Source organism: Peteryoungia desertarenae (assembly GCF_005860795.2).
GTDB classification, from domain to species: Bacteria; Pseudomonadota; Alphaproteobacteria; order Rhizobiales; family Rhizobiaceae; genus Allorhizobium; species Allorhizobium desertarenae.
The window spans coordinates 1,497,817-1,518,189 of the sequence record NZ_CP058350.1; the positions used below are offsets into that span (position 1 = coordinate 1,497,817).

The following is a 20,373-nucleotide window of genomic DNA, read 5'->3' on the forward strand; positions in this document are numbered from 1 at the left end:
CGCCATGGCAGGCGAAGACGAAAGGCCGATGGCAAAGGTCGAACCCTTGCGCAAGACCAGGCCCTGTCCCGAATGCAGCCGTCCCTCGACGCGCGAAAACTATCCCTTCTGCTCGGACCGCTGCCGCAATCTCGATCTTTCGCGCTGGCTGAAAGGCTCCTATGCCATCCCCGTTGCCGAGGATGAGAGCAAGGCCGAGGACGACGGGCGCGGCTGAAGGCTGAAAAGCCCGAAACTTCTCGCGCCACGACCGGCGACAGGCTCGCCCCCATGGCGCCGATCCCCTTGTTCACATTGGCCTTTCTGCCTTTTTCACATCTTCTTCAAAAAAGTGCGGCAAACCGCCTTGCCATGGCCGAACAAGATGTTATAACCCCGCTCGCTCCCGGGGAAATACCCCGACGGCCTCTTGCAGGAGAGGCCAATGGCTGACAACAAGGCCAGGATGCCCGGATAGCTCAGTTGGTAGAGCAGCGGATTGAAAATCCGCGTGTCGGTGGTTCAAATCCGCCTCCGGGCACCATTTTTCAAGTACTTAGCTGATAGTTTTCCCTTCGCGTGTCGTAGCAGTTGCGATTGAGATTCGTTGATTTTCAGTGGGTTTCTCCCATGCGCTGCAACTCGACGCGATATGAAATGCGACAAGCTCCTGCGTGGTCTGCGGGGTGGTCTCCGCTATTGGAGCCAAGGGCATCGTAGAATGTTTATGAATTTCGGATATTGCGATTGATGCGAATATTGCGGATACTGACTCGCTGCCATATCCCTGAAGTAAATATAGCGAAGGATGTCGCCCATGTCGCAATTGCTAGAACGCCCAATATTGCCAACGGCGGACGATACCGAATTGGCCGCTCAGGCTAGTCGCTACATATCGCGCGCAAAACACGAGGGTGCGGAACTCCGCGTCCAAGTGGACGGCGGCGAGCCGCTGAAGCTCCCGAGAGCCGTGAGCGAATTGCTCTACCACCTGTTGACGGAGATGGCCCAAGGTAATGCCGTAACGGTGATCCCTGTGCATGCCGAGCTCACAACTCAAGAGGCAGCAGATCAGCTCAATGTGTCGCGGCCCTACCTGATAAAGCTGCTGGAAGAAGGAAAAATCCCGTTTCACATGGTCGGCAGCCATCGCCGCATAAAATTCAGCGACCTCGATAACTTTCGCCGAAAGGCGGAGGATGAAAGGAAGCGGCTCATGGACGAGCTTGCCGAGCAAGCGCAGAAACTGGGGATGGGGTATTAAAAAATCACGATACACAGTCGTTCTGGACGCTTGCGTTCTTTACCCTGCACCGCTGCGCGACTTCCTCATGGAGCTCGCAGCGGCGGGGCTTTTTCGTGCCAAATGGTCGGAGCAGATCCATGATGAATGGATCCGCAATGTGCTGAAAGATCGACACGATCTAACGGCGGAGCAACTCGGTCGCACCAAAGACTTGATGAATGCCGCCGTGCCAGATTGTATGGTTGAAGGTTATGAGGATCTTGTCCCGTCTGTCACTCTGCCTGATATGGATGACAGGCATGTTTTGGCGGCAGCCATAGCTTCGTCAAGCGACGCAATCGTGACGTTTAACCTGAAAGACTTTCCCAAAGCCACCGTCGCAAAATACAACATCGAGGTACTCCACCCTGATGATTTTATATTCCACCAATTTGGATTGAACAACGCGGGCGTGATCATTGCGGCGCAGCGCTGTCGGGCGCGGCTACGGAACCCGCCGAAGACCTCGGAAGAGTACTTGCAAACCCTGGAAAGGCAAAGCCTCCCCAAAACGGTGGCTGAGCTCCAAGAGTATCTTTCGGTTCTGTAAGCTTTGGAAGCGCGATTGGCTTCCCCGCGTGTCCAAGTCAAATAGGCCCGCTGCGAATTCCCCAGCACCGATCATTTGTTCGACCCCCGGACGGCCTGAAGTCAGGCGCTCACGCACCTCCTTTGAGCAAAGCGAGTTTCGAGCCCTACCCCCCCGATAAACCATTCATTCATCCTTCTCCGGTAAGGCTTTGTTAGCGATCCTCGCCTGCGCGGCGGCGCGTGGGTGGTCGAGTTTTTGTTCTGCTTAGCTTGTGCGGGTGATCATGCGTCTGAAGGCTGTTTCTTCGATTGTGTTCGGTTGTCTGGTTCTTTCCGGATGCCGGTCGGCGGGGCCTGAAGAGGCGTTGACGCTGACACCCTCCTCGCAACAGGTGGCCTCCCAGCAGGGTGTGGGTGCACCCGTTCCTCAGGTGGCCGTCAGCGAAACGACCGGGGCAATCGGGGCTTCCGCCGGGCAGGACCGTCAGGCCCTTGCCTTTGCCAACGCATCGTCCGGTGTTTCCCATTTTGAAACGCCAGGAACGAGTGCCGGCATGCCGGTTCCCGATGCTCGCCCGGTCTCGACGCTGGCGTCCCAGCTTGTGCCCTTCCGCCGTGGTCAGCATCACAAGGTCTATGGCCAACGCTTCAGCGATGCCAAGCCGATCAATTTCGGCAAGGCGGCGCCGCAGCGTCACCCGGTGCATGGCGTTGACGTCTCTCGCTGGCAGGGTGAGCTGGACTGGCCGACGCTTCGCAAGAACGGGGCAAATTTCGCCTTCATCAAGGCGACCGAAGGCGGCGATCATCTTGATCCGATGTTCAAGGCCAACTGGAATGCCGCAAAGGCGGCTGGCGTCAAGCGTGGAGCCTATCACTTCATCTACTGGTGCCGCGTGGCAAGCCAGCAGGCCGACTGGTTCATCCGCAATGTGCCGAAGGACCCGGATGCGCTGCCACCCGTGATCGACGTCGAATATAACGGGGAATCAAGCTGCCGCTTCCGCCTCTCGCCGCGTGAGGTCCGCGAAAAGATGCAGGTCTTCATGGACCGGCTCGAGCGCCACTATGGCAAGCGCCCGATCATCTATGCGACCCCGGATTTCTACGAGGACAATCTGCGCGGACACTTCCGTGATTATCCCTTCTGGCTGCGGTCTGTCGCAGCCCACCCCTCCGTTCGCTATCCGGAGCGCAAATGGCTGTTCTGGCAGTATTCCGGCACAGGCCTTTCGCAAGGGGCAGGCGGAGAGATTGACCTCAACGTCTTCTATGGCTCGGAAAACGATTGGCAGCGCTTCATCCACGGCAAGGCCCGCTGGGATCAGGTGGCTGGCCTGCGCTGAGCAACAGGCATCATCTTGCGATAGCGTTCAGCTTGCATAGGATTGAAAGGAGGGCGGCAGAGGATGATTCCTCCGCCGCCTTTGGCTTGTCTGGCTGATCCTCATCCGCGAAAGAAGGCGCTTGCACTTGGCTCAACGACCGGCGGATCGCGGGTTTCATCGGGATTGGGCCGCGGAACCTCATCGGGCAGAACATCGGGTTCTGGCTCGGTCACCGGCACATCCGGCGCCCAGGTGGGAGCGGGCATGGGCGGTTGGTCGTCCGGCGGGGTATTGGGGGTTTCCGGCGTGCCGCCGGCGCTGATCCGTCGGTCATCGGCGCACTGCAGCCGATCCTGTTTCAAATGGCTCATGATAACGGCCTCCTTGGTGCTCGTGATCCCCTGAAGACCCAATTCCGCTGCCTGCCCATTGTTCCGCAATCCAGGTGTTTTCACGGCCCCTCGTTGCATGCCTCTTTGGGCATGGGGCAGGGGAACCTTCCGGTCTGCTCCCGTGTTTGCCTGCCTGTCGGCAATAAGGCTGGCGGATGGAGGGCGACATGATTGAGACCGGCTTGACGGATGCGGAACTGAAAGCCCTGCAACAGCCGGAATACCGGGTCTTTCCGAAGCGCTGGGGTGCTGAATATGTGGCCGCCGGAGAAGTCCGCTTTGCCCTCTGGGCACCGGGCCTGAGCACGCTTTCGCTTTGGCTGAATGGCGAAACCACCCCGATGTCGCCTGTCGGTGATGGCTGGTTTGAGCTTCTGGTCACCGGTGTCGTGCCAGGCAGCGAATATGCCTTCGTCCTGCCGGAGGGCATGCATGTTCCGGATCCTGCTGGGCGGGCATTGAAGCATGACGTCCATGGCCCCTCGCTGATCGTTGATCCAACGGCCTATCAGTGGCGGCATACGCAGTGGCGGGGCAGACCCTGGCATGAAGCGGTTGTCTGCGAATTGCATGTCGGCACCTTTACGGATGAAGGCACCTTTGCCGCCGCAGCCGAAAAGCTTGCTGATCTGGCGGCCACCGGAATTACCGTCATCGAGTTGATGCCGGTCGCCGCCTTCAGTGGCCAGCGTGGCTGGGGTTATGACGGAGTGCTGCTCTATACCCCCTATCCGCCTTATGGCTCTCCTGATGATCTGAAAGCGCTGATCGACCGCGCCCATGGGCTCGGCCTCATGGTGATCCTCGACGTGGTCTATAATCATCTGGGCGTCGACGGAAACTACCTCTCCGTCTATGCACCCGAATTCTTCCAGGAGAAAGGCACGCCCTGGGGACAGGCAATCGACTTTAGCAAGTCGCCGTGCCGCGATTTCATCATCGACAACGCGCTTTACTGGATCGAGGAATATGCCTTTGACGGTCTTCGCGTCGATGCCGCCAATCACATTCTCGATGATCGCTCGGAGCGTCATCTGGTGGAGGAACTGGCGCAGACAGTTCGGGAGGTGAGCGGCGAGCGGCATGTTCACCTCGTTTTCGAGGACAATCGCAACCAGACCCCTTGGCTTGAGCGGGATGATGAGGGGAAGCCGCATTTCTATGACGCCGTGTGGAACGACGGCTATCACCACCTTCTGCATGCCTGGGCTGCAAATGAGCCGAGAGGGCATTTCAAACCCTTTGCCTCAGATATTTGGACCCGCCTTGGTCGGGCGCTGGCGACGGGCTTTGTGTTGCAAGGTGAAAATGTCGAATATCTCGATCCCGATCTCCACGGCGGGCCGAGCGGGCATCTTCCGCCGACCGCTTTTGTCAATTTCCTGCAAAATCACGACCAGATCGGCAATCGCGCATTTGGTGAACGGTTGCTGGCCCTGGTCGATCAGGACCTCGCCGACCGGCTGATGGCGATGCTGCTTCTTGCGCCCCAGATCCCCCTGCTGTTCATGGGCGAAACCTATGGCAGCCGCCAGCCCTTTTTCTTCTTCAGCGATTACCCGACACATATCACCAAGGACATGCCGAAGGACCGGCTGGAACAGGCGCGCGGCTTCGGTGCGCATGATGATGTATCCGTCGACGATATCAGCGACCCCAATGACAGAGAGACGTTCATTCGCTCGAAACTGGACTGGGGTTTTGCATCGACGGAGATGGGGCAGAGGCAGCAGGCAAGGATCGCCGACCTGATCACAAAACGTCAGAATTTCCTGGTTCCGCTGCTCGCCGAGGCAGCGGGTGATGCTGGAGAGGTTCTTCTGGCGGCGGACGGTGCGGTCGCTGTCGATTGGCGGCTTGGCAAAGGCCTCTGGCAGTTGCGTGCCAATTTTTCCGATGAAACCAAACGAATGCCCCGTTTTGCCGGTGCCATTATTCATGCGGATGGCCTGATGGAGACGCTGGATGAAAAGGACGACATAGATCTTCCGGGCGCATCCCTTCTCTTTGCGCGGCAATCCTAGATCATCGCGACTGGAAAAATTACCGCTGCGCGGGAACCCTCTCGTTCAGCAAACGTTAAGAACGCGGCTGCACATGCACGGGGCATGTGACCGGAGGAGTGGCGATGGGCGAACACTATTGCGATATCGTTCCTGATGCGTCGGGATGGGTGGTGCTGACGGATGGCACTCAATCGCCGGCCTATCCGAGCTATGGACTGGCGGTAGAGGCGGCGAGGCGGCAGTCCGACCGACTTGCAGACGCGCGAAAGTCATTCGTGCTGCGCCATCAGGATTTGAAGGGGCATATGCGCGAAATCAGCGAAAAGCCGGTTCCTCCGTCTGGGACCAGTGGAAATGTCACTCCCCAATAGGGCAGATGGCGGCACGAAGGTGCATGAATGAACATGGGGGACAAGGCAGCGCCTAGCAATTCAGCGCAAGTCAGAGGCGAGTGGCGATGCATAAGTATATCGCATCGAGAACCTCGTCGTTTCGACCGGTCATCACGGCCGACCTGGCTAAGTCAGGTCGCTTTCGCTTGCCGTTACGCGAACCCGGCTAACCCCAGCTATGGCCATGGAAATCTCGATCGCGCGATCAAGTTCGTCCTGACTGTCGAACTTTCCGAGCAACAGGATTTCTCCGCGCCGGGCAATGACCCGCAAGGCACTTGCATCAACGCCCTCAGACGACGCAAGGGCGTCGGCCACGGCGGTCTCCAGCGTTGCATCAACGGGAAATTCTCGCCCTACTTCAGGTCCTTCCTCATGAAATCGTTGTGGTTTGAATACCATGAACCCGCTCTCCGGTTTTCTTATGCAGGTAACGCGCAGCGGCCTGATTGGTTCAAAAGGGGCCAGATGAGAATGCAAAGCAGCTCTGGTGCTTTCTGTGATGGGCGCGCCGTAGGTGAACGAGTCGTCAAGCGATGAAGCCTTTGTTCTCGAAATTTCCGACAGCGTCGATCCGTGCATACCTTATCGCAATGGCTGCCCTTGCGACCTTGCCGCTCATCCTCTTCGTCGTCTTCCTGCTCTTGCAGCTCGAGAATCAGGAATTTCAGCGATTACAGCTGCGGGCAGCACAGGATGCCCAAATGGTCAGTCGGGCCGTCGAGCGCAAGCTGCAGGACATGTCGACCACGCTGCGCCTTCTCGGCGGTTCAGCCGATCTACGGGATGCAGATCTCACGGTGTTCCATCAGCGGGTCAGCTCCAGTCTGCAAAGCGGAGACCTCTATGTGATGCTCTCTGATGGACAGGGCAATCAGCTTCTCAATACCCGCGTGCCACCTGGTGCTCCGCTGCGACCGCTCGCCCACACAAAACCGGTAGATGAAGCGCTAGAGCGAAACAGAACAACACTATCCGGCATCTTCTTTGGTAGCACCAGCCAGCGCTGGATATTCAGCATGGCCATGCCACTCGAACCAGACTTGCCATCAGGGGCGGCTGCAATCGTCCTCACGCAGGATGCCGGAAGCCTGGTCAGCATGACATCGACAGAGGGCCTCCCCATGGGTTGGTCGGCCGCATTGCTGGATGCGGATGATCGCGTCATTGTTTCAAGCGGCATGGATGACAGGCCGTCTGGCGAGCCCTTCGACCCGGCTTTGCTGGAGCAGATGACCGGTTCCGGCAATACTGCCGTGATCGACACCTCCAACGGAAAATTGATGGTGGGTTATGCTCGCACCGGAGAATGGCCGTGGCGGGTTGTTGTCTGGGGATCTGTCTCAGATGCTCAGGCGTCTTTCATCGACGCCTGGCGGAACCTGATTGCGGGTAGCCTAGTCATCCTTGCTCTCAGTCTCGGTATTGTTCTCGTTGCTGCCCAGCAATTGCAACGTGGTATCCGACAGATCGCCATCATGGCAGAGCGGATCGGCAAGGGAGAAATCGTCCCGCCTGTCATCACCAAGGTTGAGGAGGCCAATCAGGTGGCGATTGCCTTGTCCAATGCCTCTTTCGACCGTGCTGAGGCCGAGGAAAGGGTCCATTTCATTCTGCAGGAACTCGTCCACCGGACCAAGAACATCCTGTCTCTTGTTCAGGCCATGATGCGTCAGGTCGCGCGAAGCACCGACAGCGTCGATGATTTCCAGGCGGCAATCAGCGGGCGCCTGGCCGGCTTGGCCCGGTCGATCGAGGCACTGGCGAAACAGCAATGGGGTGGCATTCCCCTGACCAGCCTTGTGGAAATGCAGGTCTCCACGGTTCTTGGAACCACGGAGCGGGTGAGCATCGACGGACCTGCGGTGCTGGCCAATGCAAATGCGGTTCAGAACCTCGGTCTGGTCTTTCACGAGCTGACGACAAATTCGATCAAGTATGGAGCGCTCTCTGTTCCCTCAGGAAGAGTGGAGATCCGGTGGAGCTTTGTTGAAGATGGCAGTGATGAACCGAACCTCACATTTTCCTGGAAAGAAAGTGGCGGCCCATCCGTGACCATTCCCAGGCGGCGCGGGTTCGGGACCACGGTGATCGACCGACACGCCGCGAGTTCCTTCAGCGGTCAGGTCTCCATCGAGTTTGCCCCGGAGGGATTGCGCTGGACCATGACGGCACCATACGCGGCTTTTGCCAGCGGCGGTTCTGACCGCTGAGCGACAGTCGGAACTTTGCCGCTCTGTTCGGGTTGCTTTCTGACCAGGTTGGAAAGGAGCTTGAGATGACGAATAGAGATGGTAGGGATGCCGGCAACAGGGATGGGCTCAGCCGGATCGAAAAAGACGCCAAAGGCCAGTTTGCGGGAACTCAGCACGGTGGCGACAGCGATGGCGTCATGAGCGCGAAGCCAACAGTGGTGACTGGTTCGGAAGACGCGACCGCCAACAAATGGCCGCCGACGAAGAAGGACCCACCGAAGGATTGGGATGCCAATTTCGATATTCGGGACAGCGACGACGACCAGCGGAATCCCTAGCCAAAATCAGAGCAACAATCCCGAGGGTGTCGCAAGCGCCACTGCCAACAATGGACTATTGGCGGCCCGAGCCCATCCATCCGCCATCGAGGCGGGCCGGCACGGCAACAAGCTGACGCGACCGTTCACGAAGGGGAAGGTCGGCCCGCTCAGGTAGCGCGATCTGGGATTTTTCGGGTGGTTTTTCTTGGCTGTCGACTGCCGCGAAGCGAAACCAGCGATCACGCGCCTTTTTCAAGAGTTGCCACATAGTCTGTTCCTCCTGTTCAAAGTGGGTAGTTGACGATCCTCAGTCTGCGATGTTTGCGTCATCCTGCCGGACGCGACACAAGGCTTCAGCTCTCTCACGCGCGCTCATCAGGATTTGCCGGATTTCGTCGCCCTTCTCGGAACCGGATGCGTAGCCTGCAGACAGTGTCGCGCCAGGATCCTCGGACCCGTCACGTAGAAGCACCTCTTGTTCGAGGCTGCGCAACAGGTCCGCGATACCCTCTGGTCCGACCATTGCGGCGGCCAGGACCGAGATGAGAACCTCCCGGTGCGCATTCAGGCGCCCTTCCACATTCTCCTTTGCCGCGATCATCCACGTTCTCCTCCTACGCCGTCGATAGGGGAACATTGCAGCCTGCCCAAAGGTTTCCCCTGACCAAGATTTATTTTCCATGAGGATCAAAATGACCCGAGATACATCGAATGCCTCCCTTTGGCGCATGACAGCGGTCGTGCTTGCCTCTCTGCTCGCCCTTTCGCTCACAGGCTGCAGCGAGGAACAGGGCGAGAGCGAGCGGATGGACAGGGAGGCCGACGTGACGCTGCCTGCGACCAATACGGATCGTGATCCGACACCCCAGAGCGGTACCGGCGGTGAACGTCAAAATGCCAGCCCCTTTGGCACGACAAAATAAGGATCATCAAAGCCCTCGCCCGGAGTAAAATATCCGGGCGAAGGCTTTGATGACGTATCGACCTCAGTTGATAGGTCTGGACCGCTAATTGATCAGGCGTCTATAGAGCGCTGCATAAGTCTCGGCGCTGCGTTCCCACCCATAATTTGCACGCATGGCCTGGGTCTGGAGACGGGTCCAGTCGCGTTGGTCGCGATAGCTGCGCGCAGCGCGTCGGATTGCCTGCCGAAGACCGTCCGCCGTGACAGGATGAAACTGGAAACCGGTTGCAGCGCGTGCAGACAAGGCAGCATCATTGGCATCAATGATGGTTTCCGAGAGACCGCCAGTGCGCGCCACGACCGGAACGCAGCCATAACGCAAGGCGTAGAGCTGTGTCAGGCCGCAAGGCTCGAAACGCGAAGGCTGGATGATCGAGTCAGATCCGCCATGCAGGAGATGTGCCGTTGGTTCGTTATAGCCAATCGAAACGGCCATTTTACCCGGGAAGCGTTGCGCGGCGCACTTGAGGGCTGCCTCGATCTCATGGTCTCCCTGGCCAAGAACGATGAGGCGCCCACCCCAGTGGAAGATCTCGTCGGCGACCTCGGCGAGCATATCCATGCCCTTTTGCCACGTGATCCGGGTCACGGTTGAGAAGAGTGGCCCAGCGCCAGCGTCGAGCCCAAAGCGTTCGAGAAGCATGGCTTTGTTCTGTTTTTTGCGACGCAGACTGCGAACATCATAGCGGAATGGCAGATAGGGGTCAGTCGCCGGGTTCCAGATGTCCCCGTCGATCCCATTGACGATCCCGTCGAGGCAGTCGATCCGTCCTCTGAGCACACCGTCCAGACCCATGCCGAATGCCGGCGAAAGAATCTCGCGTGCATAGGTGGGACTTACGACGGTGATGTGGTCGGTCGTTGTCAAGCCGCCTTTCAGGTAGCAGATGTCACCGAAGTATTCGAGGCAGTCCGTCGTGAATACATCGGGCGGCAGGCCGATTTCGGGGAGAACCTCGGCTGAAAACTGGCCTTGAAAGGCAATGTTGTGAATGGTCAGCAAGGTCGGAACCTTGCATTGCATGTTGCGCATATAGACTGCGGTCAGGGCTGCCTGCCAGTCATGCAGATGGACGAGGTCAGGCTTCCAGCCCGGCATGACGCCACTTGCGATTTCTGCGGCGGCCAAGCAAAGCACGGCAAAACGCTTCCAGTTATCGGGGTGGTCGACGCCATTCCCGTCGACATAGGGCCCCCCATCCCGCTCATAAAGTGCGGGCGCGTCCAGAACGAACAGGCTCAGTCCCTCGATTTCGAGATGACGCAAGAATGCCCGATGACCAAGTAGGTCATCAAACTCGAGCAGCGGGGGATGGAGCCGCGCCAGCGCCAACAGCGAAGGATAACCGGGCACCAGTGTACGGGTCGAAACCCCGAAACGCTCCATCACCTTTGGAAGCGCGCCCGTGACATCCGCGAGCCCCCCGGTCTTGACCAGAGGGTAGATTTCCGAGGCAACGGCGAGCGTTTGTATCGACTTTCCCGCAGCTTCTGGCAGTGAAGCATCATTGTCGAAGACCGGCCCGATTCTCCGGAGCAGTCGGCCATGCAGCAGCTCGGTCTTGATTGAAGGGCCACCCATCGCCATCAGCCCTCAATGCCCTTGCGTGACGCGGCAACCTTTGTGTTGCGACCTTTTTTCAACGGCGCGGGCTCGACCTTATCGCTCTGGCCTTCCGTTGGCGTTTCTGTGGCGGCTTTGTTCACTCTCTTCAACGACTTTTCGCGTGTGACCACTGCGCTCTGCGTCAGCCTCGTCCACTCGTCGGAAGCCAGCCGCCAATGCTCACCATCACGACCGCCTGGGCGCCCTTCTTCTTCCCAGATCGCATATGCTCTCTGGGCAATCCACTCGCTAATCTTGTCCGCCATTTCGGGTCTCCGCATCTCGTATGCCCAGAAACGCTATCTGACGTGCAACAGTTCCAGAGCTGAGAGATCATTTCGCGCCATGGTCGATGACAGATCGGAACTCGCCTTTGTTTTTGGAAAAAGATGTTTTGATCAATGCCGAACGGCCCCAAAGTTCATTCCGGCAAGTATCTTGCAAGATCTGACGAAACCGCGAGATGATCTGACATGCTTGGTCTATGCGGCCCGGTGAATATTAGAAAAAACAATCCCCCGGCTAGGTTTCATTAACCTTCAGGCAAGGAATTAACCATAAAGATTGGCCTACACGACGGAGTGGGACTCGCTGAGTCTTCGTTGGGCATGAAGCCGTCCCGTCGTACCGGTCTCGGTCCGGTCTGTGTGTTTCAATCATGCGGTTCATCTCGAACAGCCGAACTGGATGCGGACGGATCGGAATACTGATCCCAAAACTGCAGCCTGGTGCGCGCGATCTGAACCCTGAAGTGGTCGAAAGACTACATATAGGCAAACGGGGCAAGTGTGAGTCAGGGGATCTCGGCAGAGCGCACGACAGGAGCACAGGCGGGCAGCCTGCGCGACCGTTTGCGATTTGCAGGCCTCGATGAAACGCAGTGCGAGCTTTTGCGACGCCATCGCCCCGGTCTGGACGATTCTCTCAAGGCGGGGCTTCGCGACCTGTTCCAGCGCTTTCAGACGTTCCCAGATGCTGCGCGCAGCTTTACCAATGAACGCCAATACGACCGCTTGCATGACCTGATGTCCTCTCACTGGGACGTTCTGACCGATGCCCGTTTTGACGCTCTCTATGCGGAGCGGGTCAAGGTTCTATCCGATGCCGAGAGCCGCATGGGGCTGGATCCCCGCTGGCATATCGCCGGGCACGCCGTTGTTCTTGAACACCTCATCCAGACAGCCTTATCGCAATCGGGCAGTGGCGGTCTGTTTTCCCGACGCCCATCGAACGAGAGCGCAGAACTGCTTGCGGCGCTTGTCCGCCTTGTCATGGTTGATCTGGAGATTGCCGTATCTCTCCGGTTCAACGAGATGCGTCTCAAGCACCATCGGGATCTGGCAAGCCAGCGCGAGCGCGACCGTGTTGAGATGGATAGCATTTTCCGCCCTGTCATCGAATCTCTTGCCGAACGGGATCTGACGGTTCGCGTGACCCCAGACGTGCCCGAGCATTGTCGGGATCTGGCAACGAAGATGAACGAGGCGCTTGAGCTTTTGCAGGCGGCGTTCCTGACTTCGGATGAAAAGCTGGCAACGGCTGGAGGCACGACCGAGAAGATGCTGACTGCCGTGCATGGCTTTGCCGAGAAGGCGGACGAGCAGTCTCACAGGCTGGCCGAAACGTTCCGTGTGCTTGAGAGCCTGGCTGACGGCGTCCGTGACAGTGCCGGCAAGACCAAATCAGCAGAAGCAACCGTTGCAGCGACCAGACAGTCTGTTGAGGCAAGTGGCCACATTGTCGGGGAGGCGATATCCGCCATGGCCGATATTGAAGCGTCTGCGGAACAGATCGGGCAGATCATCGGCGCCATCGACGAAATTGCCTTCCAGACCAATCTTCTGGCTTTGAATGCCGGAATTGAGGCCGCGCGCGCCGGCGATAGCGGTCGGGGCTTTGCTGTTGTCGCGCAGGAAGTCCGTGCACTCGCACAGCGTTCCGCCGACGCGGCACGCGAGATCAAGACGCTGGTGGCCACCACCAAATCCCAGGTTGACGCCGGTGTTGACATGGTCGCGCGCACCCAGGGCGCGATTGCCGATATCGTAACCCAGGTCAGTGATATCAGCGGCACTGTTTCGGATATTGCACGCGCAACAGATGCCCAGGTCGGTGAACTCGAAGGATTGACATCATCCGTCGACGGTATCAGCCGTGATATCGCTTCCAATGCTGACCTTGCGCGTGGATCGACTGCCCGGACCGATGATCTGCACAGGGTCATCCTAGAACTCGGTGCGACGATCAGAGAATTCCACATCGAGCGGCAGCCAGGACCCAAGCGTTCGCAGCGCCCCAAAATCGAGATTTCCGCAGGGGCACATGTTGAGCAGGTCGAGAAGAAGGCGGCATTGGTCACCGGTCCTGCTGAGCTTCATTTCGATGAAGACTTCGAATTCCCCGTCCGGATCGCAGGCCTTGGAGGTTGAGAAGATTGTTTACCAACTTGGCGTACAAGAATCGCTACGGGCAGGAAATGCATCCCCAAGATGTTCGGGCAACCCGGTTCGTGAATGTTGGGATCTGCATCTAAGTGACGGGCTCGTGAGACAAGGAAAAAAATGATGGCAAGCAAGAAAGGCGCACAGAAGAGTTTGAAGCTCGCCGCAGTGCTGGACCTGAATGAGGCCTCCAATCTGAAGGCCAATCTCTCGTCCTTGCGCGGGAATGCGGTGACCGTCGATGCCTCAGGCGTCGAACGGGTTGGTGCCCAATGTGTCCAGGTTCTTATGGCCGCAGCCAAGGCCTGGGAGGAGGACAAACATCCCTTTACCTTCGACAAGGCATCGGATGCTTTTCTAAAGACTCTTCAACTAATTGGCGTAAACATCGATCATCTGCTCGCTAAGGAGATCCGGCAATGAAGAAAAAAGTGCTTACCGTGGATGACTCCAGAACCATACGGAACATGCTTCTGGTCACCCTCAACAATGCAGGATTCGAGACCATCCAGGCGGAAGACGGTGTCGAAGGCCTCGAAGTTCTCGAGGAATGCAATCCTGACGTGATCGTGACGGACATCAACATGCCCCGTCTCGATGGCTTCGGTTTCATTGAGGGCGTTCGGAAGAACGACAAATACCGTGCAGTGCCGATCCTGGTTTTGACCACGGAAAGCGATGCAGAGAAGAAGAACCGTGCACGTCAGGCCGGCGCCACAGGCTGGATCGTAAAGCCATTCGATCCGACCAAGTTGATCGATGCCATTGAGCGCGTAACCGCCTAAGTCGGGATTTCTCCTATGGATATGAACGAAATCAAAGAGATCTTCTTCCAGGAATGCGAGGAGCAGCTTGCAGAACTGGAGTCCGGTCTTCTGAAAATGAATGACGGAGATCGCGATCCGGAAACGGTCAATGCTGTTTTCCGGGCCGTGCATTCAATCAAAGGCGGTGCGGGAGCATTCGGTCTCGATGACCTGGTTGCATTTGCACACGTTTTTGAAACGACACTTGATTGCGTTCGTTCCAACAAGCTTGAGCCTGGCCCTGAGGTCATGAAGGTGATGTTGAAGTCGGCCGATGTACTGGCCGACCTTGTGACAGCATCCCGTGATGGCGGAAGTGTCGATGATGCGCGCTCCAGCGCATTGGTCAAGGAATTGGAAGCCCTGGCAAATGGCGAGGTGCCGGTCGCTTCTTCTCCAGTCGCTGCTGCTCCCAAAGCCGCTCCAGCGCCGGTCGCCGCTGCTCCGGCCCCGACAGACGACAGTGGATTCCAGCCAATTCCCTTCAGCTTCGATGACCTGGACGGCGAAGAAGCAACCATCGTGCCCTCTGTCTTCGACGTTAGCTTCAAGCCACGGCGCGAACTTTACTCCAAGGGTAATGAAGCTGCACTTCTGCTGCGTGATCTCTCGCGCATCGGTGAGATGAGCATTAACTGCAATACGGACGAGCTGCCGAGTTTCGATGACATCGACCCGGAAGGTGCCTACTTCACCTGGAAGGCGCAGATCAAAACCGAAAAGGGCGAGGAGGGCATTCGTCAGGTCTTTGAATTTGCCGAATGGGACTGTGATCTGGAAATCAAGCTTCATGAGGCCGAATCCGCGACCAATGGAGAAGAGCTGCCCATGGTTCCGGTTCCGTTCGACCTGTCGGCTCTCGATGACGAAGGTGCAAGCGAAGCCAGCGACAACGCAGCAGACGCGAATGTTGCAGCCGCCGTCGAAGCGGCGGAAACGGCAAGCAATGTCATGAAGATGGCAGCGGGTGCAGCTGCCAAGCCGGAAAAGAAAGAATCCCCAGCCGCCGCTGCCGCAGCCGCCGCTGCTGCCGCCGCCGCTCAGGCCAACAGCGCCGCTGGCCAGACAATCCGCGTTGACCTCGACCGCGTCGACCGTCTGATCAACCTTGTCGGCGAGTTGGTGATCAACCAGGCGATGCTCTCGCAGAGCGTTATCGAGAATGACAATAACGGCACGTCGTCGATCAACATGGGCCTCGAAGAGCTTCAGCAGCTCACCCGCGAGATCCAGGATTCGGTCATGGCGATCCGCGCACAGCCTGTGAAGCCGGTCTTCCAGCGCATGTCACGTATCGTGCGCGAAGTGGCCGACATGGTCGGTAAGTCGATCCGCCTTGTCACCGAAGGTGAAAACACCGAAGTCGACAAGACGGTTATCGACAAGCTCGCCGAGCCGTTGACCCACATGATCCGCAACGCCGTCGACCACGGCATCGAAAGCCCCGAGAAGCGTGCGGCCGCCGGCAAGAACCCGGAAGGCACGGTCAAGCTCACTGCAAAGCATCGTTCGGGCCGCATCGTCATCGAACTCGTTGATGACGGCGCCGGTATCAATCGCGAACGTGTCCGCCAGAAGGCCATCGACAACGACCTCATCGCAGCCGATGCCAACCTGACGGATGAGGAAATCGACAACCTGATCTTCATGCCGGGCTTCTCCACGGCCGACAAGATCTCTGACATTTCCGGTCGCGGCGTCGGCATGGACGTCGTCAAGCGCTCGATCCAGGCTCTCGGTGGTCGTATCTCGATCACCTCGCGCCCGGGCCAGGGTTCGACCTTCACCATGAGCTTGCCGCTGACGCTGGCCGTTCTAGACGGCATGGTTGTCACGGTCGCCGGTCAGACCCTCGTCGTGCCGCTCACGGCCATCGTCGAGACGCTCCAGCCGGAAGCTCAGCACATCCATTCCTTTGGCGCCAACCAGCGCCTCATCTCGATCCGTAACTCCTTCTGCCCGCTCGTGGATGTGGGCCGGATCCTCAACTTCCGCGCTTCCCAGGCAAACCCGATGGATGGCGTCGCCCTCCTCGTGGAATCCGAAGGCGGCGGCCAGCGTGCACTGATGGTCGACGCCATCCAGGGCCAGCGTCAGGTCGTCATCAAGTCGCTTGAAGCCAACTACACCCATGTTCCGGGTATCGCTGCTGCAACCATCCTAGGCGATGGTCGCGTCGCTCTTATCCTCGACGTGGATGCCGTCGTTGCCGCCTCGCGCGGTCAGTCACTCAAACAGGAAATGTCGTTAGCCGTCGCAGGGTAGTATCATGTCGTATGCGGTCAAAAACTTGATTGAAGGTGCTCGGGAGCTCATTGCCTTCCGCATTGGTGATCAGGAATTTTGCGTGAACATCATGTCAGTGCGGGAAATTCGCGGATGGACACCCGCGACGCCTCTACCGCACGCACCATCCTACGTTATGGGCGTCATCAACCTTCGTGGTGCGGTGCTGCCGATCGTCGACCTTTCAAGCAGGTTGGGCATGAAGCCCGCCAACCCGTCCGAGCGCCATGTGATCATCGTGGCGCAGGTCAGATCGAAGGTCATCGGCCTGCTGGTCGAGGCGGTTTCGGACATCCTGACGGTAACGGATGAGAATATTCAGCCTACCCCCGAGGTCTCGTCGGACCTTGAGAGGCAATATGCCAGAGGGATCCTGGCAATCGACAAGCGGATGATCTGCCTGGTCGAACTTGGAGCCCTGTTTACAGACGCCGAAAGTGAGGCTGCATGACATTGACGATGACCACATCCCGAGCCTCTGATGACGAGGTACTGGCCAGCGGCGAATACCCGCTGACCCGTCGGGATTTGAACGAGATCGCGGCCATGATCTATTCCGATGCCGGGATTGCCCTCAACGATTCCAAGGCATCGCTCGTTTACTCGCGTTTGTCGAAGCATATCCGCAATCTTGGCCTCTCCGGCTTTAGAGCCTATTGCCAACTTGTGGCTTCTCCAGAGGGAGCAAATGAACGCAGGGAGATGCTCTCTCACCTGACAACGAATTTCACCCGCTTCTTTCGTGAGAACCACCATTTCGAGCATCTGCGTGATGAAGTCCTGCCTGGTCTGATTGCAAACGCCAAGGCCGGCGGTCGCGTGCGTATCTGGTCTGCTGCCTGTTCCGATGGTCAGGAGCCATATTCGATAGCGCTGACTGTTCTGCAGGCATTTCCAAATGCGGCAGATTACGACTTCAAGATACTGGCGACCGATATCGATCCCAAGATCCTGGCGATCGCAAGAGCCGGTGCCTATGATGAGCAGGCGCTTGAGACGGTCAATCCGTCGATGCGCAAGCAGTGGTTCAAGGAAGTAGAGATTGGTGGACGACGCAAATGGCAGGTCGACGACCGGCTAAAGCGTATCATTACCTTCAACGAGCTGAACCTGATGACGCAGTGGCCCTTCAAGGGCAAGTTCGATGTCATCTTCTGCCGTAACGTTGTCATCTATTTCGATGAGCCGACGCAGGTTCGTATCTGGTCGAGATTTGCAGAGCTCCTGCCGATTGGAGGACATTTGTATATAGGCCACTCCGAGCGCGTGTCCGGTGATCCGAAGAACGACTTCGATAATATCGGCATCACCACCTATCGGTATATCGGCAAGCATGGAGGGCGCAGATAATGGCCAATCCAGCGCGCGTTCTTGTCGTTGACGACAGCCCGACCATGCGAGGCCTCATCACGGCTGTCTTGAACAAGGACCCTGAGGTAAGCGTGATCGGACAGGCCGGGGATGCATTGGAGGCCCGCGCGGCAATCAAGCAGCTCAATCCCGATGTCGTCACGCTCGACATTGAAATGCCCAACATGAACGGTCTTGAGTTTCTCGAGAAGATCATGAAGCTTCGGCCTATGCCGGTGATCATGGTTTCGACCATGACCCATCGAGGGGCGGAAGCGACCCTGGCGGCACTCGAAATCGGTGCCTTCGACTGTGTTGGAAAGCCGGCGCCAGGCGATGCGCGTCCCTTTGGCGACCTGGCGGACAAGGTCAAGGCGGCCGCGCGTTCGCAGCATCGGTATGTGTCCGTCGCCAACCCCGCGCCTGTCACAAGCGCTCCTGTGGCAGACTTCAGGGTCGGCCGGAAGATCGTTGCCATAGGTTCCTCAACCGGTGGCGTTGAGGCGCTCATTGCTGTCCTGCAGAAATTTCCGCGGAATTGTCCGCCGACGGTCATTACACAACACATGCCGCCGACTTTCACCAAGAGCTTCGCTGAGAGGCTCAACAGACTCTGTGCGCCGGTCGTTGAAGAGGCAACCGATGGGGCACGCCTTGAAATCGGGAAGATATACCTCGCACCGGGCGGTGAGCGTCATCTTCAGGTTGCCAATGCGTCAGCGCCGTCATGCCGGCTTGTCGACAAAGCACCAGTGAATGGGCATCGCCCGTCCGTCGACGTGCTTTTTGACTCCGTCGCAGAACTCGCGGGCCGCAATGCCGTGGGCGTCATCCTCACGGGAATGGGTCGTGACGGGGCGTCCGGCCTTTTGAAAATGCGTCACGCTGGGGCCCGCACCCTTGGACAGAACGAAAAGACTTGCGTGGTTTATGGAATGCCCCGTGTCGCCCATGAATTAGGCGCCGTAGAACAACAGCTGCCGCTCGCATCCATTGGGGAAGAAATCCTCAAACTTACTGCCGCCCGAAAAGAAGGTATCGACTAATGTCTCTAGCAGAAAAAATAAAAGTTCTGATCGTTGATGATCAGGTCACAAGCCGCCTGCTTCTCAGTGACGCACTGACGCAGTTGGGCTTCAAGCAAATCACCGCCGCTGGCGATGGCGAGCAGGGGATGAAGATCATGCAGCAGCAGCCGCATCATCTGGTCATCTCCGATTTCAACATGCCAAAGATGGACGGTCTTGGTCTGCTACAGGCCGTTAGGACCAATCCCGCCACGAAGAAAGCGGCGTTCATCATCCTGACTGCCCAGGGTGACCGCGCGCTTGTTCAGAAGGCAGCCCAGCTTGGAGCGAACAACGTTCTCGCCAAGCCATTCACAATCGAAAAGATGAAGGCGGCTATCGAAGCCGTATTCGGAGCCCTGAAATGACAGACGAAGTTGCAGCCAAGCGCGTACACATCATTCAGGGGGAATGGAGGGTTGAGAGTGATCCAAACATCGTGATCTCAACGATTCTTGGTTCGTGCGTGGCTGCATGTCTTCGGGATCCGGTTGCAGGTGTCGGCGGAATGAATCACTTTCTTCTGCCTGGCTCTGCAGCCCCGGGGGCTGGCGGGGGAGATGCATCCCGCTACGGCGTTCACTTGATGGAGCTTCTGATCAACGGCCTCCTGAAGAAGGGCGCCCGCAGGGATCGGCTTGAAGCGAAGATCTTCGGTGGTGCCAAGACAATCGCGACATTCTCCAATGTCGGTGAACAGAATGCCGCCTTCGCCATGCAGTTCCTGCGCGATGAAGGCATCAAGGTCGTGGGGTCTTCTACGGGCGGAGAGCACGGTCGGAAACTGGAATATTGGCCGGTCAGCGGTCGCGCGAGACAGTATCCACTTACGGGCGCAGAAACGAAGAAGACGGTGGCTCTGGAGAGCCGTCCGATTCCTGCCGCAAAGCCCGTGGAAAGTTCAATCGAGTTCTTCTGAGTATTGGAGACAGAATGCAAAACGAACACATTGCGGATGCCCGAGGCCCCGAGGAGGAGCTGCCGGAAATCCTTATGCGCATCGTCAGCGAGTTGCATGACGTCGCCTATCTGATCGAGCGGATCGAACCGCAGCTCCTTGAGCTGGGTGGCTCCAAGGTGCTAGAGTCCCCGGACAGCATCAAGGTCATGCAGGGTATCGATCTCGCCGTGCAGAAAACCAGAGGTCTTGCTGAGTTTATCGATACGATCACGGGTACAATCCCTTCTGACTGGATGGTCGACATGACCACTGCACTCAGCCTCGTGAAACTGGCTGACATGCAAAAGGCGCTGGGGGCAGGCCTCCGTCACGGTCATTCGCAGCCATTGACCAAGGCCGCCGGAGACTTCGATTTCTTTTAAGCGATTGCCGCTGGACCGCGCGCTCTGGCGTGTGCCGACGACCCGGACAGTGCCGAAATGACTTCGGCATTTCCAGCTCCACGAAACTCTCGCACAAGTTTC

25 protein-coding genes and 1 tRNA gene are annotated in these 20,373 nt (G+C 57.9%); 20 read left to right on the forward strand and 6 right to left on the reverse strand.

The window, feature by feature from the left end; all coding sequences use genetic code 11:
- Positions 1 to 4 precede the first annotated feature (4 nt).
- The 5 genes from yacG (at position 5) to FE840_RS07100 (ending at position 3,141) form a co-directional block, all read left to right on the forward strand.
- Positions 5 to 217, forward strand: coding sequence for a DNA gyrase inhibitor YacG (gene yacG / locus FE840_RS07080; RefSeq protein ID WP_138285543.1), 213 nt, complete (start codon positions 5 to 7; stop codon positions 215 to 217).
- 230 nt (positions 218 to 447) lie between these two features.
- A tRNA-Phe gene (locus tag FE840_RS07085) sits at positions 448 to 523 on the forward strand.
- Between the two features lie 273 nt (positions 524 to 796).
- Positions 797 to 1,243, forward strand: coding sequence for a helix-turn-helix domain-containing protein (locus tag FE840_RS07090; RefSeq protein ID WP_138285542.1), 447 nt, complete (start codon positions 797 to 799; stop codon positions 1,241 to 1,243).
- A 67-nt stretch (positions 1,244 to 1,310) separates the two neighbouring features.
- Positions 1,311 to 1,814 carry a VapC50 family PIN domain-containing toxin gene (locus tag FE840_RS07095; RefSeq protein WP_246318864.1) on the forward strand — a complete coding sequence of 168 codons (504 nt, stop codon included), beginning with the start codon at positions 1,311 to 1,313 and terminating at the stop codon, positions 1,812 to 1,814.
- Between the two features lie 265 nt (positions 1,815 to 2,079).
- Entirely contained in the window at positions 2,080 to 3,141 is a 1,062-nt protein-coding gene (locus tag FE840_RS07100) for a glycoside hydrolase family 25 protein (RefSeq protein ID WP_138285540.1), read from the forward strand.
- 101 nt (positions 3,142 to 3,242) lie between these two features.
- On the opposite strand, the gene FE840_RS07105 is transcribed toward FE840_RS07100, so the two are convergent.
- Positions 3,243 to 3,494, reverse strand: coding sequence for a hypothetical protein (locus FE840_RS07105; RefSeq protein ID WP_138285539.1), 252 nt, complete (start codon positions 3,492 to 3,494; stop codon positions 3,243 to 3,245).
- Positions 3,495 to 3,682: 188 nt separating this feature from the next.
- Here FE840_RS07105 and treZ point away from each other — a divergent pair, with 188 nt between their 5' ends.
- A complete protein-coding gene (gene treZ, locus FE840_RS07110) occupies positions 3,683 to 5,539 on the forward strand; it encodes a malto-oligosyltrehalose trehalohydrolase (RefSeq protein ID WP_171033639.1) in 1,857 nt (618 codons plus the stop codon).
- Positions 5,540 to 5,643: 104 nt separating this feature from the next.
- Positions 5,644 to 5,892 (forward strand): hypothetical protein, encoded by a 249-nt coding sequence (locus FE840_RS07115; protein WP_138285537.1) that lies wholly within the window; start codon positions 5,644 to 5,646, stop codon positions 5,890 to 5,892.
- Positions 5,893 to 6,039: 147 nt separating this feature from the next.
- Here the strand turns inward: FE840_RS07115 and FE840_RS07120 are convergent, their stop codons facing one another.
- A complete protein-coding gene (locus FE840_RS07120; protein WP_138285536.1) occupies positions 6,040 to 6,315 on the reverse strand; it encodes a BON domain-containing protein in 276 nt (91 codons plus the stop codon).
- Between the two features lie 302 nt (positions 6,316 to 6,617).
- Here FE840_RS07120 and FE840_RS07125 point away from each other — a divergent pair, with 302 nt between their 5' ends.
- Both FE840_RS07125 and FE840_RS07130 read left to right on the forward strand, forming a co-directional pair.
- On the forward strand, positions 6,618 to 8,126 hold the full coding sequence (locus FE840_RS07125; protein WP_246318865.1) for a sensor histidine kinase: 1,509 nt from the start codon (positions 6,618 to 6,620) through the stop codon (positions 8,124 to 8,126).
- A gap of 65 nt (positions 8,127 to 8,191) precedes the next feature.
- Positions 8,192 to 8,446 carry a hypothetical protein gene (locus tag FE840_RS07130; RefSeq protein ID WP_138285534.1) on the forward strand — a complete coding sequence of 85 codons (255 nt, stop codon included), beginning with the start codon at positions 8,192 to 8,194 and terminating at the stop codon, positions 8,444 to 8,446.
- Between the two features lie 55 nt (positions 8,447 to 8,501).
- Here FE840_RS07130 and FE840_RS07135 read toward each other — a convergent pair whose 3' ends face one another.
- Positions 8,502 to 8,696, reverse strand: coding sequence for a hypothetical protein (locus FE840_RS07135; protein ID WP_138285533.1), 195 nt, complete (start codon positions 8,694 to 8,696; stop codon positions 8,502 to 8,504).
- Between the two features lie 39 nt (positions 8,697 to 8,735).
- Complete coding sequence (locus FE840_RS07140) at positions 8,736 to 9,029, reverse strand: hypothetical protein (protein ID WP_138285532.1); 294 nt, start codon at positions 9,027 to 9,029, stop codon at positions 8,736 to 8,738.
- 91 nt (positions 9,030 to 9,120) lie between these two features.
- Here FE840_RS07140 and FE840_RS07145 point away from each other — a divergent pair, with 91 nt between their 5' ends.
- The gene (locus tag FE840_RS07145; RefSeq protein WP_138285531.1) at positions 9,121 to 9,351 is read left to right on the forward strand and encodes a hypothetical protein; all 231 of its coding nucleotides are present in this window, start codon (positions 9,121 to 9,123) and stop codon (positions 9,349 to 9,351) included.
- Between the two features lie 84 nt (positions 9,352 to 9,435).
- Here FE840_RS07145 and glgA read toward each other — a convergent pair whose 3' ends face one another.
- Both glgA and FE840_RS07155 read right to left on the reverse strand, forming a co-directional pair.
- Positions 9,436 to 10,866, reverse strand: coding sequence for a glycogen synthase GlgA (gene glgA, locus FE840_RS07150; RefSeq protein ID WP_171033653.1), 1,431 nt, complete (start codon positions 10,864 to 10,866; stop codon positions 9,436 to 9,438).
- Between the two features lie 113 nt (positions 10,867 to 10,979).
- Positions 10,980 to 11,264: a DUF2934 domain-containing protein gene (locus tag FE840_RS07155; protein ID WP_138285529.1), complete on the reverse strand. Its 285-nt coding sequence runs from the start codon at positions 11,262 to 11,264 to the stop codon at positions 10,980 to 10,982.
- 522 nt (positions 11,265 to 11,786) lie between these two features.
- Here FE840_RS07155 and FE840_RS07160 point away from each other — a divergent pair.
- The 10 genes from FE840_RS07160 (at position 11,787) to cheT (ending at position 20,271) form a co-directional block, all read left to right on the forward strand.
- The gene (locus FE840_RS07160) at positions 11,787 to 13,427 is read left to right on the forward strand and encodes a globin-coupled sensor protein (protein WP_246318866.1); all 1,641 of its coding nucleotides are present in this window, start codon (positions 11,787 to 11,789) and stop codon (positions 13,425 to 13,427) included.
- 135 nt (positions 13,428 to 13,562) lie between these two features.
- Positions 13,563 to 13,862 (forward strand): STAS domain-containing protein, encoded by a 300-nt coding sequence (locus FE840_RS07165; RefSeq protein ID WP_138285528.1) that lies wholly within the window; start codon positions 13,563 to 13,565, stop codon positions 13,860 to 13,862.
- Positions 13,859 to 14,224 (forward strand): chemotaxis response regulator CheY1, encoded by a 366-nt coding sequence (cheY1, locus tag FE840_RS07170; RefSeq protein ID WP_136597829.1) that lies wholly within the window; start codon positions 13,859 to 13,861, stop codon positions 14,222 to 14,224. The genes FE840_RS07165 and cheY1 overlap by 4 nt, the downstream gene beginning before the upstream one ends.
- Positions 14,225 to 14,239: 15 nt before the next feature.
- On the forward strand, positions 14,240 to 16,510 hold the full coding sequence (locus tag FE840_RS07175) for a chemotaxis protein CheA (RefSeq protein WP_138285527.1): 2,271 nt from the start codon (positions 14,240 to 14,242) through the stop codon (positions 16,508 to 16,510).
- Positions 16,511 to 16,514: 4 nt separating this feature from the next.
- Positions 16,515 to 16,982: a chemotaxis protein CheW gene (locus tag FE840_RS07180; RefSeq protein WP_138285526.1), complete on the forward strand. Its 468-nt coding sequence runs from the start codon at positions 16,515 to 16,517 to the stop codon at positions 16,980 to 16,982.
- Complete coding sequence (gene cheR / locus FE840_RS07185) at positions 16,979 to 17,881, forward strand: protein-glutamate O-methyltransferase CheR (protein WP_138285525.1); 903 nt, start codon at positions 16,979 to 16,981, stop codon at positions 17,879 to 17,881. Before FE840_RS07180 ends, cheR begins: the two co-directional genes overlap by 4 nt.
- Positions 17,881 to 18,927, forward strand: coding sequence for a protein-glutamate O-methylesterase CheB (cheB, locus tag FE840_RS07190; protein ID WP_138285524.1), 1,047 nt, complete (start codon positions 17,881 to 17,883; stop codon positions 18,925 to 18,927). Before cheR ends, cheB begins: the two co-directional genes overlap by 1 nt.
- Entirely contained in the window at positions 18,927 to 19,316 is a 390-nt protein-coding gene (locus tag FE840_RS07195; protein ID WP_007695708.1) for a response regulator, read from the forward strand. The genes cheB and FE840_RS07195 overlap by 1 nt, the downstream gene beginning before the upstream one ends.
- Complete coding sequence (cheD, locus tag FE840_RS07200) at positions 19,313 to 19,867, forward strand: chemoreceptor glutamine deamidase CheD (protein WP_138285523.1); 555 nt, start codon at positions 19,313 to 19,315, stop codon at positions 19,865 to 19,867. The genes FE840_RS07195 and cheD overlap by 4 nt, the downstream gene beginning before the upstream one ends.
- A gap of 14 nt (positions 19,868 to 19,881) precedes the next feature.
- On the forward strand, positions 19,882 to 20,271 hold the full coding sequence (cheT, locus tag FE840_RS07205) for a chemotaxis protein CheT (RefSeq protein ID WP_138285522.1): 390 nt from the start codon (positions 19,882 to 19,884) through the stop codon (positions 20,269 to 20,271).
- Positions 20,272 to 20,373 lie beyond the last annotated feature (102 nt).

What these genes read in the sequence shown, in the direction of transcription:
- FE840_RS07155 (WP_138285529.1), bottom strand. Translation starts at nt 11,264, where the DNA reads ATGGCGGACAAGATTAGCGAGTGGATTGCCCAGAGAGCATATGCGATC.
- FE840_RS07130 (WP_138285534.1), top strand. Translation starts at nt 8,192, where the DNA reads ATGACGAATAGAGATGGTAGGGATGCCGGCAACAGGGATGGGCTCAGC.
- FE840_RS07120 (WP_138285536.1), bottom strand. Translation starts at nt 6,315, where the DNA reads ATGGTATTCAAACCACAACGATTTCATGAGGAAGGACCTGAAGTAGGG.
- FE840_RS07145 (WP_138285531.1), top strand. Translation starts at nt 9,121, where the DNA reads ATGACCCGAGATACATCGAATGCCTCCCTTTGGCGCATGACAGCGGTC.
- FE840_RS07140 (WP_138285532.1), bottom strand. Translation starts at nt 9,029, where the DNA reads ATGATCGCGGCAAAGGAGAATGTGGAAGGGCGCCTGAATGCGCACCGG.
- FE840_RS07180 (WP_138285526.1), top strand. Translation starts at nt 16,515, where the DNA reads ATGTCGTATGCGGTCAAAAACTTGATTGAAGGTGCTCGGGAGCTCATT.
- FE840_RS07175 (WP_138285527.1), top strand. Translation starts at nt 14,240, where the DNA reads ATGGATATGAACGAAATCAAAGAGATCTTCTTCCAGGAATGCGAGGAG.
- cheR (WP_138285525.1), top strand. Translation starts at nt 16,979, where the DNA reads ATGACATTGACGATGACCACATCCCGAGCCTCTGATGACGAGGTACTG.
- cheY1 (WP_136597829.1), top strand. Translation starts at nt 13,859, where the DNA reads ATGAAGAAAAAAGTGCTTACCGTGGATGACTCCAGAACCATACGGAAC.
- FE840_RS07195 (WP_007695708.1), top strand. Translation starts at nt 18,927, where the DNA reads ATGTCTCTAGCAGAAAAAATAAAAGTTCTGATCGTTGATGATCAGGTC.
- cheD (WP_138285523.1), top strand. Translation starts at nt 19,313, where the DNA reads ATGACAGACGAAGTTGCAGCCAAGCGCGTACACATCATTCAGGGGGAA.
- FE840_RS07100 (WP_138285540.1), top strand. Translation starts at nt 2,080, where the DNA reads ATGCGTCTGAAGGCTGTTTCTTCGATTGTGTTCGGTTGTCTGGTTCTT.
- FE840_RS07095 (WP_246318864.1), top strand. Translation starts at nt 1,311, where the DNA reads ATGGAGCTCGCAGCGGCGGGGCTTTTTCGTGCCAAATGGTCGGAGCAG.
- FE840_RS07135 (WP_138285533.1), bottom strand. Translation starts at nt 8,696, where the DNA reads ATGTGGCAACTCTTGAAAAAGGCGCGTGATCGCTGGTTTCGCTTCGCG.
- cheB (WP_138285524.1), top strand. Translation starts at nt 17,881, where the DNA reads ATGGCCAATCCAGCGCGCGTTCTTGTCGTTGACGACAGCCCGACCATG.
- yacG (WP_138285543.1), top strand. Translation starts at nt 5, where the DNA reads ATGGCAGGCGAAGACGAAAGGCCGATGGCAAAGGTCGAACCCTTGCGC.
- FE840_RS07105 (WP_138285539.1), bottom strand. Translation starts at nt 3,494, where the DNA reads ATGAGCCATTTGAAACAGGATCGGCTGCAGTGCGCCGATGACCGACGG.
- FE840_RS07125 (WP_246318865.1), top strand. Translation starts at nt 6,618, where the DNA reads ATGGTCAGTCGGGCCGTCGAGCGCAAGCTGCAGGACATGTCGACCACG.
- FE840_RS07165 (WP_138285528.1), top strand. Translation starts at nt 13,563, where the DNA reads ATGGCAAGCAAGAAAGGCGCACAGAAGAGTTTGAAGCTCGCCGCAGTG.
- FE840_RS07115 (WP_138285537.1), top strand. Translation starts at nt 5,644, where the DNA reads ATGGGCGAACACTATTGCGATATCGTTCCTGATGCGTCGGGATGGGTG.
- FE840_RS07090 (WP_138285542.1), top strand. Translation starts at nt 797, where the DNA reads ATGTCGCAATTGCTAGAACGCCCAATATTGCCAACGGCGGACGATACC.
- treZ (WP_171033639.1), top strand. Translation starts at nt 3,683, where the DNA reads ATGATTGAGACCGGCTTGACGGATGCGGAACTGAAAGCCCTGCAACAG.
- cheT (WP_138285522.1), top strand. Translation starts at nt 19,882, where the DNA reads ATGCAAAACGAACACATTGCGGATGCCCGAGGCCCCGAGGAGGAGCTG.